Annotated in this window: 11 protein-coding genes, 3 pseudogenes and 2 riboswitches; of the genes and pseudogenes, 11 read left to right on the top strand and 3 right to left on the bottom strand. The window is 45.7% G+C overall.

The features are described from left to right. Positions 1-5 precede the first annotated feature (5 nt). Positions 6-1,712, bottom strand: a complete 1,707-nt coding sequence (locus tag HP401_RS04870; RefSeq protein WP_173604281.1) for a DEAD/DEAH box helicase — start codon at positions 1,710-1,712, stop codon at positions 6-8. A 221-nt stretch (positions 1,713-1,933) separates the two neighbouring features. Then, positions 1,934-2,029: riboswitch (glycine riboswitch) on the top strand. Between the two features lies 1 nt (position 2,030). Next, positions 2,031-2,150: riboswitch (glycine riboswitch) on the top strand. 79 nt (positions 2,151-2,229) lie between these two features. Between HP401_RS04870 and gcvT the strand changes: the two genes are divergently transcribed. The 11 genes and pseudogenes from gcvT (at position 2,230) to HP401_RS04820 (ending at position 13,201) form a co-directional block, all read left to right on the top strand. Then, entirely contained in the window at positions 2,230-3,333 is a 1,104-nt protein-coding gene (gene gcvT, locus HP401_RS04865) for a glycine cleavage system aminomethyltransferase GcvT (protein ID WP_173604280.1), read from the top strand. Between the two features lie 41 nt (positions 3,334-3,374). Next, positions 3,375-4,727, top strand: a complete 1,353-nt coding sequence (gene gcvPA, locus HP401_RS04860; protein WP_173604279.1) for an aminomethyl-transferring glycine dehydrogenase subunit GcvPA — start codon at positions 3,375-3,377, stop codon at positions 4,725-4,727. Further along, entirely contained in the window at positions 4,720-6,189 is a 1,470-nt protein-coding gene (gene gcvPB, locus HP401_RS04855; RefSeq protein WP_012685997.1) for an aminomethyl-transferring glycine dehydrogenase subunit GcvPB, read from the top strand. Before gcvPA ends, gcvPB begins: the two co-directional genes overlap by 8 nt. 60 nt (positions 6,190-6,249) lie before the next feature. Further along, positions 6,250-6,756 (top strand): annotated as a pseudogene (locus tag HP401_RS04850) (glycosyltransferase); the annotation flags it as partial. 71 nt (positions 6,757-6,827) lie between these two features. After that, positions 6,828-7,658 (top strand): lipoate--protein ligase family protein, encoded by an 831-nt coding sequence (locus HP401_RS04845; RefSeq protein ID WP_087343803.1) that lies wholly within the window; start codon positions 6,828-6,830, stop codon positions 7,656-7,658. Positions 7,659-8,204: 546 nt separating this feature from the next. Beyond that, entirely contained in the window at positions 8,205-8,417 is a 213-nt protein-coding gene (locus tag HP401_RS35780; RefSeq protein ID WP_483862057.1) for an Hsp70 family protein, read from the top strand. Positions 8,418-8,453: 36 nt separating this feature from the next. Beyond that, positions 8,454-9,197: pseudogene (locus HP401_RS04840) on the top strand (Hsp70 family protein); the annotation flags it as partial. Beyond that, on the top strand, positions 9,197-11,053 hold the full coding sequence (locus HP401_RS04835) for a J domain-containing protein (protein ID WP_173604278.1): 1,857 nt from the start codon (positions 9,197-9,199) through the stop codon (positions 11,051-11,053). The pseudogene HP401_RS04840 and the gene HP401_RS04835, both read left to right, overlap by 1 nt. A 13-nt stretch (positions 11,054-11,066) precedes the next feature. Next, on the top strand, positions 11,067-11,732 hold the full coding sequence (locus HP401_RS04830; protein ID WP_173604277.1) for a DUF1266 domain-containing protein: 666 nt from the start codon (positions 11,067-11,069) through the stop codon (positions 11,730-11,732). 247 nt (positions 11,733-11,979) lie between these two features. Further along, a complete protein-coding gene (locus HP401_RS04825) occupies positions 11,980-12,336 on the top strand; it encodes a hypothetical protein (RefSeq protein ID WP_254457002.1) in 357 nt (118 codons plus the stop codon). A 364-nt stretch (positions 12,337-12,700) separates the two neighbouring features. Beyond that, positions 12,701-13,201, top strand: a pseudogene (locus HP401_RS04820) (glutathione peroxidase). 259 nt (positions 13,202-13,460) lie between these two features. On the opposite strand, the gene dat reads toward HP401_RS04820, so the two are convergent. Both dat and HP401_RS29650 read right to left on the bottom strand, forming a co-directional pair. Further along, a complete protein-coding gene (dat, locus tag HP401_RS04815; protein ID WP_173604276.1) occupies positions 13,461-14,312 on the bottom strand; it encodes a D-amino-acid transaminase in 852 nt (283 codons plus the stop codon). A gap of 120 nt (positions 14,313-14,432) precedes the next feature. After that, positions 14,433-14,629, bottom strand: a 197-nt coding sequence (locus tag HP401_RS29650; protein ID WP_217365949.1) for a hypothetical protein, incomplete at its 5' end; no start/stop codon positions are given.

The following is a 14,629-nucleotide window of genomic DNA, read 5'->3' as shown; positions in this document are numbered from 1 at the left end:
AAGAGTTATTGGTCAGCCGCCTCAGAAAGCGGGACGTCTTCTTTTGTTATTTTGCTTGCTCGAATCGCGTGTCCAATGTTATCGAGCTTTAGCGCCATTTCTTTGGAGGATCGAGAATCCATAATGATTTGAATCAGATTATCTTCCAAGGAGTGATTTAGATTCAGGCGTTCCACAATATCATCGAGTTCACCGATGACCATTTCAAACAGGTCGATTTTTTCATACAGTAGTTTGAGAATATGCTCCTCGATCGTTCCTGTTGTCGATAAATTGTAAATGTGCACATCCCTCTTTTGTCCCAGCCGATGGACGCGGCCGATTCGTTGCTCCACTCGCATGGGATTCCAAGGCATATCGTAATTGATGACTTGATTGCAGAACTGCAAATTGATCCCTTCCCCGCCCGCTTCCGTCGCGATCAGGACTTGTGCACGATTTTGGAAAAGATCCGTCATCCAGTCCTTTTTGCTGCGTTTAAAGCCACCGCGGAAGGGGACGGAAGTGATCCCATGGTCGTGCAAATACTTTTGTAGATAGTTTTGTGTTGCTCGGTACTCTGTAAAAATGATCACCTTGTCGTTGATTTGTTGAATGAGCTCAACTGTTTTGGCGGCCTTGGAATGCGTCTCTATTTGTTTGATCATCTCAACTAGCTCAAGAATTTGCGTGCGCAAAGGAGAGTCCTCGCCAGTACGCTGGTGCATGTTATACAGTGTCATAAACGCAGCTTCCTTACTGGAGCAGACCTCACGCTGCAAGGTAATCAGAGCGAGAGAGTTGAAGCCACCAACCCCAAATCCTGTTTGGTATTGCTCGCGGACAAAACGGGTCACCCCTTCGTACAAGGTCGTTTCCTCAGGGGTTAGGTCAATCGGGATCGACTGAACACGACGGCTGGTGAATTGGATACCGCCATCACTTCGTTTGTTGCGAATCATGACCTTTTCAATTTCTTCCCGCAATTTCTCGCTGTTTTTGGATTGGCGTTTGCCCTCTACGTAATTGGTAGAGAAGGTGGATGTATGGCCGAGGTGACCTGGCTTTAACAAATTGATGAGGTTGTACAGCTCGTCCATCTCGTTTTGAATGGGAGTGGCAGTAAGGAGCAGGCAATATTTTTTGCGGATCTCTTTAACGAATTGATAGTTGCGGGTCCGTTTATTTTTGAGTTTATGGGCCTCGTCGATGATGAGCATGTCGTAATCGATGTCGAGCACGTGACGTCTGTGCGGATCGCGTTTTGCTGTATCTATGGATGCGACAACGACTTCGTGCTGCCGCCACATGTATTCTTTTTTTTGCGCGACTGCTGCAATGCCGAATTTTTGATGAAGCTCTTTTGTCCATTGAATCACGAGAGAGGCCGGAACCAGGACGAGAATTTTTTTAGCCAAGCCGCGAACCATATACTCCTTCATGATCAACCCTGCTTCGATCGTCTTTCCCAGACCGACCTCATCTGCGAGAATGGCACGACCACGCATCTCTAACAGGACGCGTTTAGCTGTCTCCAACTGGTGAGGAAATGGTGATAAGAGCGGAAGGTATTTCAGACATTGTAGTTGGTCAAAATCGCGAACAGCCATCGCTTCCTCGGCTTCCAATGAGAGCTTGAACAGCTCCCACTTATCCCAGGGACCATCTTCTTGCATTCGTTCTGTAAGCGAATTGACCCAACTCGTATCAAATGAAATAGGAACATTCGGCATATAAGATACTCCTTTTCATAGCTCTGCCATAACTTTCATGGTTAATGTCAAAAAACTGAACATTTATCTATTGTCAATGTGTTTTGTTAAGTTTTTCTGAATCTGACTGTTAATTTGTATATTTTCAACTTTGGACTCTCATGGTAGGATAAAGAGGTAGTACATCCACTAGTATGGAAATGTTAGCAAAAACTTATGTATGACCATGAAACAACCGCGAATGAAGGTAGTAGGGAGAGACTGCTGGAACGTTTGGCAGCGCCGAAGGAGCAAGCCGGTAACGGTGAATCTCTCAGGCAAAAGTACCTCTACTGGACGCAACTCTGGAGAGAGCTCACATTCATATGAGCCACCAAAGGGGAAACTTGCAAGTGGGAACGATATACCCCCACCTGATTCGCAAGGTAACTCTCAGGTACCAAGGACAGAGGAGGAGAAATGGGCACCATTATTTTGGTGTACCCGTTTTTCCCCCTCTGTTTTGTTTTGGATTCTTATTGTTCACAGGAGGTGCCACATGTCCAATTTGAAACGTACGCCACTATTTGATTCTTATGCAAAGTATGGCGCGAAAACCATCGACTTCGGTGGTTGGGATCTGCCGGTGCAGTTTACAAGCATTGGTCAAGAGCATGAAGCCGTTCGGACAAAAGCTGGTCTATTTGATGTTTCCCATATGGGAGAAGTGGACGTAAAAGGGGAAAACGCTCTTACTTATCTCCAGCGTGTGACTACGAATGACGTGTCTAAGCTGGCAGTCGGGCAGGCGCAGTACAGTGTACTTTGTTACCCAGATGGGGGAACGGTAGACGATCTGCTTGTTTACAAGTATGCAGATGATCATTACTTGCTCGTCATCAACGCGGGGAATATCGACAAAGACTATGCGTGGCTAGAAGAACATCTGATTCCAGGCGTAACGATTGAGAATATTTCGCCACAAACAGCACAAATCGCCATTCAAGGTCCTCTGGCAGAATCCATTCTGCAAAAGCTGACGACTACAGACTTGTCTCAAATCGGCTTTTTCCGTTTTGAGCGTGATGTGCAAGTGAGTGGTATTCCAGGTTTGGTCTCCCGCACTGGCTATACTGGCGAAGATGGCTTCGAGATTTATTTGGATGCCGATCGTGCAGCAGAGCTGTGGGACATCTTGCTGGATGCTGGAAAAGAAGAAGGTCTGTTGCCGTGCGGTCTCGGTGCGCGCGATACGCTTCGTTTTGAAGCCAAGCTGCCACTGTACGGACAAGAGCTCAGCAAAGACATTACGCCGATCGAAGCGGGCATTGGCTTTGCTGTCAAGGTAGACAAAGAGGTGTCGTTCATCGGTCAAGAAGTGCTGAAGGCACAAAAAGAAAACGGTGCCCCACGCAAGCTGGTAGGGATTGAAATGATCGATCGTGGGATTCCGCGCACGCATTACCCTGTCTATGTGGGGGAAGAGCTAATTGGCGAAGTGACGACGGGAACACAATCTCCAACCTTGAAGAAAAACGTCGGTCTCGCTCTCGTAAAAACCGAGCATGCAGCGTTAGGTACACCAGTAGAAGTAGAAATTCGCGGAAAACGTCTGAAAGCAGAAGTTGTTGCCGCTCCATTTTATAAACGCCCAAAAAACTAAACGATACACAACATACATCCTTTTAGAGGAGGACAACGTCCGTGAAATACCGCTACCTGCCCCAAACTGATCAGGACAAGCGCGAAATGCTGGAAACGCTCGGCATTTCAAGTGTAGAAGAACTGTTTGCTGATATTCCGGAAGAAGTACGCTTTAAAGGTGCATTGAATATTCCAGAAGCACTTTCCGAGCCAGATTTGGTGAAGTATTTTACACACCTCGCAAATAAAAACGTAAATTTCAGCACACATGTTAACTTTCTAGGTGCGGGTGTTTATCAACATTACACGCCGAGCACAGTTAATCACATGCTGCTTCGCGGTGAATTCTTTACCGCTTATACACCGTACCAGCCAGAGATCAGCCAAGGTGAGCTGCAAGCTATTTTCGAGTTCCAAACGATGGTATGTGAGCTGACTGGCATGGAGGTAGCGAACTCCTCGATGTATGACGGTGCAACTTCTTTGGCAGAGGCAGCGATGATGGCTGCTGGTCACACTGGCAAAAAGCGCGTAATCGTTTCCCGCGCTGTACATCCAGAAGCGCGTGGTGTTTTGAAAACATATGCCTATGGACAAAACGTTGAGCTGGTTGAGGTAGGTATCAACAGCGATGGCGTTACGGATACAGCGGCTCTGGAAGCGCTTGTTGATGAAAATACAGCAGCAATCATCGTGCAGTATCCGAACTTCTTCGGAAACGTAGAAGACTTGGGAGCGATTGAACCAATTGCGCACGGAAAAGGCGCACTGTTGATCACATCCTCCAATCCGCTTGCGCTGGGTGTACTGGAGGCGCCGGGCAAATTGGGCGCAGATATCGTAGTGGGCGACATGCAGCCATTCGGTATTCCAGCATCCTTTGGCGGACCACATTGCGGATACTTTGCTACCACATCCAAACTGATGCGCAAAATGCCAGGTCGTATCGTCGGTCAAACGAAGGACGAAAATGGCAAACGCGGCTTCGTATTGACGCTGCAAGCGCGTGAACAACATATTCGTCGTGAAAAAGCGACTTCCAATATCTGCTCGAACCAAGCGTTGCTCGCTTTGGCTGCATCCATTGCCATGACAGCACTCGGTAAGCAGGGTGTACAAGAAATGGCAATGATGAACCTGCAAAAAGCTCATTATGCCAAGAATGTCCTGCAAGCAAAAGGCTTGGAGATCGTATTCACTTCTCCATTCTTCAACGAGTTTGTGCTGAAGCTGAACAAACCAGTTGCAGAAGTAAACAAAGGCCTACTGGCTGCTGGAATCATTGGGGGCTACGATCTCGGTCTCGACTATCCAGAGTTTGCTAATCATACGTTGCTTGCAGTAACTGAGCTGCGTACCAAAGAAGAAATCGACACATTGGCGGCTGAATTGGAGGCGATCACACGTGCGTAACGACCAGGAGAAAGCACTGATCTTTGAAATGAGCAAACCAGGCCGTGTGGGCTACAATTTGCCGGCATTGGATGTTCCAGAAGTAGAAGTAGCAAGCCTTTTGCCAAAGCACCTCATCCGCGAAACGCCGGCTGAGCTGCCAGAGGTATCTGAGCTGCAATTGGTTCGTCACTATACCGAACTGTCTCGTCGCAACCACGGGGTAGACAATGGCTTCTATCCGCTTGGTTCTTGCACGATGAAATACAACCCGAAAATTAACGAAGACGTTGCCCGTTACGCAGGCTTTGCACAGACACATCCGTACCAACCGGAAGAAACTGTACAGGGCGCTTTGGAGCTGTTGTACAACCTGCAAGAAGAGCTGGGTGAAATTACAGGCATGGATGCAGTTACCCTGCAACCAGCTGCTGGTGCTGCGGGTGAGTGGACAGGTTTGATGATGATCCGCGCCTACCACGAGAGCCGTGGGGAAGCGCATCGTACCAAAGTAATCGTGCCGAACTCCGCACATGGTACGAACCCGGCATCTGCTGCTGTAGCTGGCTTGGATACCGTAACCATTGCATCCGACGAGCGTGGATTGGTTGACATTCAAGCGCTGCGTGATGCAGTTGGACCTGACACGGCTGCTTTGATGCTGACGAATCCGAACACTCTCGGATTGTTTGAAGAAGATATCGTGGAAATGGCGAAAATCGTCCATGAAGCTGGCGGCCTCTTGTACTATGATGGTGCGAATGCGAACGCGATTTTGGGAATCGCCCGTCCGGGAGACATGGGCTTCGACGTAGTGCATCTGAACTTGCACAAAACGTTTACAGGCCCTCACGGCGGCGGTGGCCCGGGTGCTGGTCCTGTCGGCGTGAAAAAAGTTCTCGAGCCATTCCTGCCTACACCAATCGTAGCGAAGAAGGAAGACGGAAGCTTCTACTGGGACAGCAATCGTCCGGCTTCCATCGGACGTGTAAAAGGCTACAACGGAAACTTCGGTATTCTCGTTCGTGCATACAGCTATATCCGTACAATGGGGCCAGAAGGCTTGCTGCAAGTTTCCCAAAATGCGGTGCTCTCCGCCAATTACATGATGCGTCGATTGGCAACGGCTTATCATCTGCCATTTGATCGCGTCTGCAAGCACGAGTTCGTTCTGTCTGGAGTGAACCAGAAGAAGCTGGGCGTACGCACGCTCGATATCGCAAAACGCTTGCTCGACTTCGGTTATCACCCGCCAACGATCTACTTCCCATTGATCGTCGACGAGTGCCTCATGATCGAACCGACCGAAACCGAGACAAAAGAAACGCTCGATGAGTTCATTGACGTCATGCTGCAAATTGCCCGCGAGTGCGAGGAAACGCCAGAAATCGTTCAGGAAGCACCTCATACCACTGTCGTCAAACGCTTGGATGAAGCGACAGCGGCGAGAAAGCCAATCCTACGTTATCAACCGCAAGCATAATTCTAGATTCCAGGAAAAGTCGCCTGTTGTTACGGGCGGCTTTTCTTTCTGAATGATGCTATCATGGGGGGAAGCTTGGGAGCGCGCCGAATCAACGAGGCGGTACGGCGCACATTGGATAACCTGCTGGAGCATTTTTCCATTGTACATATTTGTGGCAAAAATCAAGTGGATGAAACGATTCAGGTAACAGGCTACAAGCAATTCGAGTATGTTCAGGAGGAGTTGCCTGATTTGCTAGCGATGGCAGATCTTGTTGTGTCTCGTGCTGGCTCCAATGCCATTTATGAGTTTTTAGCCCTGCAAAAGCCGATGCTCTTGATACCGTTGTCCCGTGAAGCAAGTCGGGGTGACCAGATTTTAAATGCCCAGTCCTTTGAAAGGCAGGGCTTGTGTCATGTTCTGCTGGAAGAAGAGCTAACGGATGATCGCTTTTATCAAGCAGTGAATGACTTGCAAACGAACAGGGAGTCCATCTTGCAGCGAATGCGCGAAGAGAATGAGAAGAAAACAGATGCATTGGCACAGGTCATGGCGATTTTACAGGAGACAGCTCGCTCAAAATAGCGCATCCGAGGCTTGCTGTCCCTCGTGCCAGAAGCGTACAATGAAGGCGTTGTGAATGAGGAGGTACATAGATGGAACAGTGGCGCTATATCGTGACGGAAGCCATGTCACCCGCAATGAATATGGCAGTAGATGAAGCAATTTTGCAGTTGCACAGTGAGGGGAAGGTTCCCCCGACCGTTCGTTTTTACACGTGGGACCCAGCGACACTGTCAATTGGTTATTTCCAGAAGGCCATCAAGGAAATCAACCTGGAGGAAGTTCAAAATAGAGGATTGGGCTTTGTTCGCAGAGCGACAGGGGGGCGTGCTGTTCTCCACGATCAGGAGCTAACATACAGTGTCATCGTATCCGAAGACCATCCGAAAATGCCTTCGAGCGTGACGGAAGCCTACAAAATCATCAGCTTGGGATTGCTGCACGGATTCCAAAATCTTGGACTCTCGGCGGAAATGGTCTCCTTGGCAAGTGAAGAGGAGAAGGAAAAGTACAATTCTCCAGGGTCATCGGCCTGCTTTGATTCTCCCTCCTGGTATGAACTCGTGGTAGAGGGAAAAAAAGTAGCGGGAAGCGCGCAGACCCGGCAAAAGGGTGTTATTCTTCAGCACGGCTCTATCCTACTTGATATGGATGTGGATTTGCTATTCTCACTCTTACATTTCCCGTCGGAGCGGGTAAAACAACGGATGATCGATAGCTTCCGACAAAAAGCAGTGACGATCAATGAAGTAAGCCCTCGGCCAATCAGTCTTCAAGAATCGATCGAGGCGTTCTCGAAAGGCTTTGCATCTGGACTGGAAGTGGAGCTGATCCCTTCAACACTTACGGACGAAGAACTCGCTTTGGCAGAAGAACTTGTGCGTACGCGCTATGCCACAGACGAATGGAATCTGCGTCGTTAAAAAAGAGTAGCTCTCTCGGATTTATGTGTATACCGGGAGAGCTTTTTTCATTACACGAGTATGTCCAGTGAAAATAATGTACTAAATCGAATTTAAGGGCAGGATGATCAAATTTTTGTAACGTGTCGTTACTCTATTTGTACTTGGAGTCGGTTATAAAGTCTTAGTGGTTTGAAGAAGCATAATTATTCGGAAGCGAAACTTCGTATCCATTATTCTCTTTTGAAAAGCCTAATGACTTCGTTCATGGATTGACGAATAACAAAACGTGGAAATGGCACTTTCAATGTATCGGGTTCTTAGTCGACAGACATTACATAGTCAGTAGCTGTGCCTTTCGTTGGGAGGAATGGATTTTCGATTCCCATTTTTTTCGCGACCAACAGAATATCGTTATAGTCCTTCAATGTCGAAGAGTGACAGGAAGCATATAATAAACCTTTTGTTTTTGAGCGATTTTTAATACTATAAATACTATTGAATATAATTACTAAATAACGGTTGAGTTGTTATACATTACATGAGAAATGAGGGTATTCATATTCTATGACAACGATAGGTATTGATTTGGGAACTTCGAATAGTCTGGTAGCTTTTTGGTGTGATAACGGTCCCGAGCTAATACCGAATGCGTTGGGAGAACTCCTTACTTCATCTGTTGTAAGCATCGATGACAATGGTGAAATTCTGGTTGGCCAAATTGCAAAAAAGCGTCTCATTACCCATCCCCATGTAACTGCAGCAGCCTTCAAACGGTAAATGGGTACAGAAAAGCTGTTTAAGTTGGGGCAGTATTCATTTTCTCCTGAGGAGCTGGACACTATCATTCTCATCGGTGGTGCCACCAGAATGCCGATAATTAAGTCTACTGTTAGCAAAATGTTTGGACGCTTGCCCTACTCGCAAATCAAACCAGATGAATCGGTAGCGATTGGAGCTGCGATTCAAGTTGCTCTCAAGGAGAGAAACGAAGCCTTAAAAGAGATTATTCTGACGGATGTATGCCCTTATACGCTTGGAACCGATATTGTGAAAAGAACGGCAAGCGGCTTTGAGGATGGACATTATCTGCCGATCATTGAACGTAACACGCCCATACCTGTGAGCAAAGTAAAGCGTCTGTATACAGTCAATGATGATCAGACTGCGATTCTCACCGAAATGACCCAGGGGGAGAGCCGCCGTCTCGAGAACAACATCAAACTGGAGGAGCTCAAAGTAGAGGTGCCAAAAGGTCACGCAGGCCAGCAGTCTATAGATATCCGCTATACCTATGATATTAATGGGATTTTGGAGGTTGAAGTTACCATAGTCAGTACTGGCTTGAAAAAGAACATGCTTATCGAGAAAAACCCAGGAAGCCTGTCACCTGAGGAAATCGAAGCTCGTCTTAACGAATTGAGAGATATCAAAATCCATGCATATTTACTGGAAAAGCTCGAAGCTGTGTTAGCCACTCAAGATCAGCAACTGATTAAAAAGGCGACTTTAGCGTTTAAAAAGCAACTGGATCATTTGGAAGGGTGGTTCGACTACTAATGGGTGTGTGGGAAGTACTGGGGATTGAACCCACAGAAGATATTCGATCGATTAAAAAAGCCTACTCCCAAAAACTGAAGGTTCACCACCCAGAGGATGATCCGGAAGGCTATCAAAGGCTAAGAGAAGCATATGACCATGCATTGAAGGTTGCGAAAAAGGGAGCCATCAAAGAAATTGGCCCGTCGTTCATCGATGAAAACAACATCCATATCTGGCCCAATCCTCTCAACACAGTCGAGCTAACAGTTGAAACGATAGACCGATCAGAAGAGATTGACCCAGTAGATGAATTCATGGAACAAGTTGAAGAGGTGTATTCTGATTTCTCTTCCCGTATCAGCCATGAACAATGGTCAAAGCTTTTAAATAACGATATTGTCTGGAATATAAGGCTCAAAGAAACAGTAGAAGTAACATTATTGGATTTCTTGCATGAACATCGGTTTCTCCCTAAAAGAGTTTGGGAATCCATCGAATACTGTTTTCGTTGGCGTGAACTAGCAACAGAAGATCCGGATGATCGAATGGAGCATTTCACCGAAGAGTTTTACCATTTTTATTGTAGACAACTGAATGAACCTGCTCTTCGTTATACCTTTATACAGCATGCAGCCGATTTAGACTACGATGTGTTTCTGAGCAAGCGGGAGACGGCATATCAGGCACTCAAGGAAAACAATCTGGAACTGGCAGGTCAATCGATCGATGAAGCCTATGCGATGTATTCAGATGATCCTGACTTGCTGCGGCTACAGGGTGAATACTTCCTTCGAATGGGTGAAAAGGAGTCTGCTCTTGCTGCAATGGAACACGGAATCCGTATTGATCCAGATGACATCGATTGGTATCTGATTCGATCTCGGATATGGTATGAAACCCATCAATTCGTAGCAGCAAAAGACGAATGTCTGTACATCCTCTCACGTATGCCTGCCAATATGGGTACCCTGCGTCTGTTGGGGAAATGCCTCATTCAACTTGGTGAGTTAGAGAAGGCAGAGGAGAACTACTTGAAGATATTGGAGAGTTTTCCGAATGATATTGATGCCATAACCAGCCTTGCACATATCCGTTCTGAGATCGTGGAGCGGGCCAAGCGGAGGCCCTTTTTCACCAGAAGATCAGTCATAAAGAGATTGTATAAAAAGCTTGGGAAGCCAAATTTTTTTGGCAGTGTGAAACTGTTTTGGATGCAGTTGCCCAAAGCAGGTGTCGTATTCATTCTATCCTTCATTCTTTTTCTACATGTTTTGTTATCTAATCCTTTCATTAATGATTCCGGATTAACACCTATCTCCTATCTAAAAAATAGGATTCATCCTGTAGAACTATCTTCCACTGAGGTGCTGAATCAACTGGATTATTCTGATATCGCCCAAATAAAGCTTCCCAGTGTTCATTTTCTAGGAATAACAGAGTATCATTTAAAAGCCCAAACCGGTGCTATCAGTACTCGATATAATTCTTCCTACAGTAAGCAACGTAATTGGGCTCGAAGCATTCTCCCCACAGGGTGGTTTTATGTTGCTAAGCTTGATAACTCATCAATCGTTTTATTGGTCTCAGATGCCAATCAGGCAGAGCAAATACAAAAAAGTAATTTCATTGATTCGCCAGGAACAATCGTGAAAATGCCGCAAGAGTTACCTGATTATGTATGGGAAGTTTTGCAGATTACAGACTTTGGATCCAAATACAAAGATTCCAAATTTGTTGTCGATAAACTAATTGTTGTACATAATGTCACTAATGAAGTTCCCGTCAAAGCAGTGATTTATTCCGTATTGTTACTAGTTCTCTATGCATTGTTGCTTCGACTGATTGTCAGGACCTACAAAACGGTCCGATTCTAATAAGGAGGAACCGATGGCACCCACCGTTCTTACATATAATCAGAAGGGTCACAGATTATTTCTGCGAGCTCTTTCGTCTGTTTGCTTTAGCAAAAGTGGAGCCTACTATTATGCGTTATATCATGAAAATTTAAGTAGACGAACGTGCCTATTTCTTCTTAAGGAAAAACAGATTACAGATAAGACCGCACTAATTGATACAATAAAATGGCTCATATCGGAAGGGAAGAGGGAAGAATTCAATCGTCTCCGTCATTTCTTATTTGCTTTTTCCGAATCAGAAAGAACGGCATACATTCAAGCGTTACCCGAGGACCATCAATCGAAATCTCAGTTGATTCTTGTCGATTACTATTCGAGATGTCTACCTTCAGAGGGGATTGCTGCTCATGACTATGCTTGGTGCGTCCTTTTATCCAGAGCTGGTTTGAAACTCGGTTACTTGCAAAAGGATCAGGCAATCGAATATATGTTGAGTGCTGCTAGACTGGCACAACAAGCGTATTCCGGATGGAGTGAATATATTGCCGGTTTTGTGGCAGGAATTGATTTTTTAATTCCGGATACGTCTTTCCAAACTGCTAAAGAAAATCGAAGTTTCTACACCAAGCTGCTCGCCTCTAGGGACAGTCCCATGCGTCAAGTTGATTGGAATGTAGCTCTCAACAGTAATAAATGATCTGACCTTCGTGAAATATCAGTCCTCAATCGTACCAAGAAGATGTAGGGCTTGCTTGATTTTGAGTAAACCAAACAAATGTTCACAACATAGAGTGGTTACCAACACGTCCTCGTCGATTAACACGAGGGCGTGTTTTTAAATAGAAGTATGGGATTATATGGGGATATTGGAATGATATGCGACGCAAATAATTGCCCATCCGTCTTACCATTGGTTGGATCGATGCTCTAACCGGCAAAGTTGGATGAACGATTCAAATAAAGGTACGCCTGCATTTGAGCTGGTTAGCCTCACGACAGATGAACAGAGTGACCGGCTCATCGACTTTGATCTGAATTTGCAGAAGAAAGACAGAGAGAAAATCAGTGTAGAGGAAGTGAAGAAAAAAGAGATCGCAGCACTCGTACCTTATCTTGACCCTGCGTTAACGGAGCTATCGCTTATCGTAGAGGCTCCTGAAGAAGATATTCCGGAGTGGGTAGACAAAAACAAGCTGGATAAGGAAGAGGATAATGCGTATTCATTCACTTTCCTCGGAAAACGCAACGGGGTCGAAGTATCTGACTCACCCAGAACTGGTCTACGTGTAGGAGCAGTATGATGGTCAAAGAGCTCCCGAACCGCAGTAGGTCTATCAGCGCAAATGGAAGAATGGCTACAGCTTTATCGATGCTTCGACAGGGGAGCTCGTCAAGGTGTCCCGCCAATAAATGACGTAACAACCGATTTGCTCTCGCAGCAATATCGGCTGTTTTTTGGTGCGCCTAGCATGGGCGTCGTTGTTCACTGAAAAGTCCAGTCCTAGTATTTCAAGGCACCGAATGATTTGGATGATATAGTTTATTCCTATTAACATTATTAATACTATATATTAGGCCAATAGTGGACGTGGCCTTATTATGTAATTAAACTGCGGACGTCTAAATTTCGGTTTTGCAGAGGCAACATCATAGGGGAGGAACGATATCAATTTTCAAGTCACCTCAATTAATGGAAAGCTTGTTGAATTGTCAGCTTACCGAGGGAAAGTTCTCCTTATAGTCTTCAAAAGCTTTACGAAAGTTACCATGAGCAGGGGTTTGAAATACTTGGGTTTCCTTGTAACCAATTCAACGAGAAAGAGCCAGGGAACAACTCGGAAGTGCGGGAATATTGTGAGAGCAACTTTGGAGTGACCTTTCCGTTATTTGAGAAGATGGAGGTTAGAGGTCAGACTGCTCATCCATTATTTCAATTTTTAACAGAGCAAGCGCCATTTCAAGGGTTTTGATACTCAGACCTCGGACGGTAAATGGATGCAGAGCTTTCTGCAAGAAAAGTATCCTGACATATACGCTGGTGTTGAGATTAAGTGGAATTTCACAAAGTTTTTGATCGAACGGAACGGTCATGTATACGGAAGATACGAAACAACGACGAAACCATTGGAAATAGTGCCAGTAATTAGATCACTGCTTTTAAAGTAAATGAATATTTTCGGCCATTCAATTAAACATCCCCTGTAAAGGCTAAGAAATGGCCTTTGCCAAAAAAAGAAGAACTAACGAAGACGTTAGTTCATTCATAGGCCGAAACAACAGCGGCAGTCTAAGGCTTTATTTTTCAGATCTTAGTCCTCGGCTGTTTCTTTTATTGCACCAGTCTTAAACTTATTTTGCGAAGACTGCCGAATATATTTGAAAAACCGCGTTAGATCAATAACTCCAGACTAAAATGTTATTTTCATTACACGAGTACACTTGTGTTGATATGCTGTTCAAACAAGTCTTGTAGCGTAAGCACGACAGGTCCTGGTTGTCCGTTGCCGACAGCGACGCCATCTACCGAGATGAGCGGCATGATTTCCGCGGTCGTGCTGGTGAGGAATACTTCATCGGCTTGCTTTAAGAAAGGAATGTCGAATGCTTCTTCATGGACAGTGATGCCATTGTTCCGAGCCAAATCAATGACCACTTGGCGAGTAATTCCGTGCAGGATCAGATTGTCAGCCTGATGTGTATACAATTCGCCATTTTTTACGACGAACAAATTGGAAGCGCTGCACTCTGTGATGACGCCGTTGCGGTGCAAAATCGATTCTTGGGCACCTGCATCCTTTGCATATTGTTTGACTAGAACAGCGCCTAGCAGGTTGAGCGTTTTGATATCGCAACGCAGCCAGCGGATATCTTCAATGAGCTGAGCAGTCAAGCCTTTCTTCATATCGGCGACAGGGCGGTCCTTACGACGGACAAAGCCCATTATCACAGGCTGGATTCCGGAGGGAATATCGTGTACACGTGGAGCGGAGCCACGAGATACTTGCAAGTAAAGGTTGGCGTCGTCATTCTCCGTGATGTTGTTCTTGGTGATTAGCTGATTCGCTAAGTCTGTCAGCTCTTCTGCGCTCCATGGAAGCTCCATTTTTATTTCTTTGGCACTTCGAAACAATCGGGTTAGATGTCCATCCCATTGATACATGCGCCCCTTATAAATGCGTACTACCTCATAGATGCCATCCCCAAAGTTATAACCGCGGTCTTCTGGATGAACTGCGACTTGCCCTTCTTCTACCCATTTCCCATCTACATAGAGCATGGTACTTCCCCCTCAATGGATTCCATTCCGTTTCTTTCAAACGGTTTTTTGTTGATTCCACCTTAGCAAAAGGCAAGGACATCGGTCAATTTGAAAGTCGCCTTTTCTTTATCAATAATTTTACGGAGTAAAGCCCCTTTCTATTAAGATTTCATATGGAAGGAAGTCACGCGAAAAATCGATGTTTTGGGCAGAACAAAGCGAAAGCTGTCCAGGGATGGCGCAGGATGAAGTTATTTGACTAACTATTCTGACTAGACTCGGTTTGTCGTAAACGCCCATAATAAAGAGCAAAGAGCAAAGAGCAAAGAGCAAAG

It is taken from the genome of Brevibacillus sp. HB2.2, assembly GCF_013284275.1.
Taxonomy (GTDB): Bacteria; Bacillota; Bacilli; order Brevibacillales; family Brevibacillaceae; genus Brevibacillus; species Brevibacillus brevis_D.
This window is presented reverse-complemented; position numbering and strand designations above follow the sequence as displayed.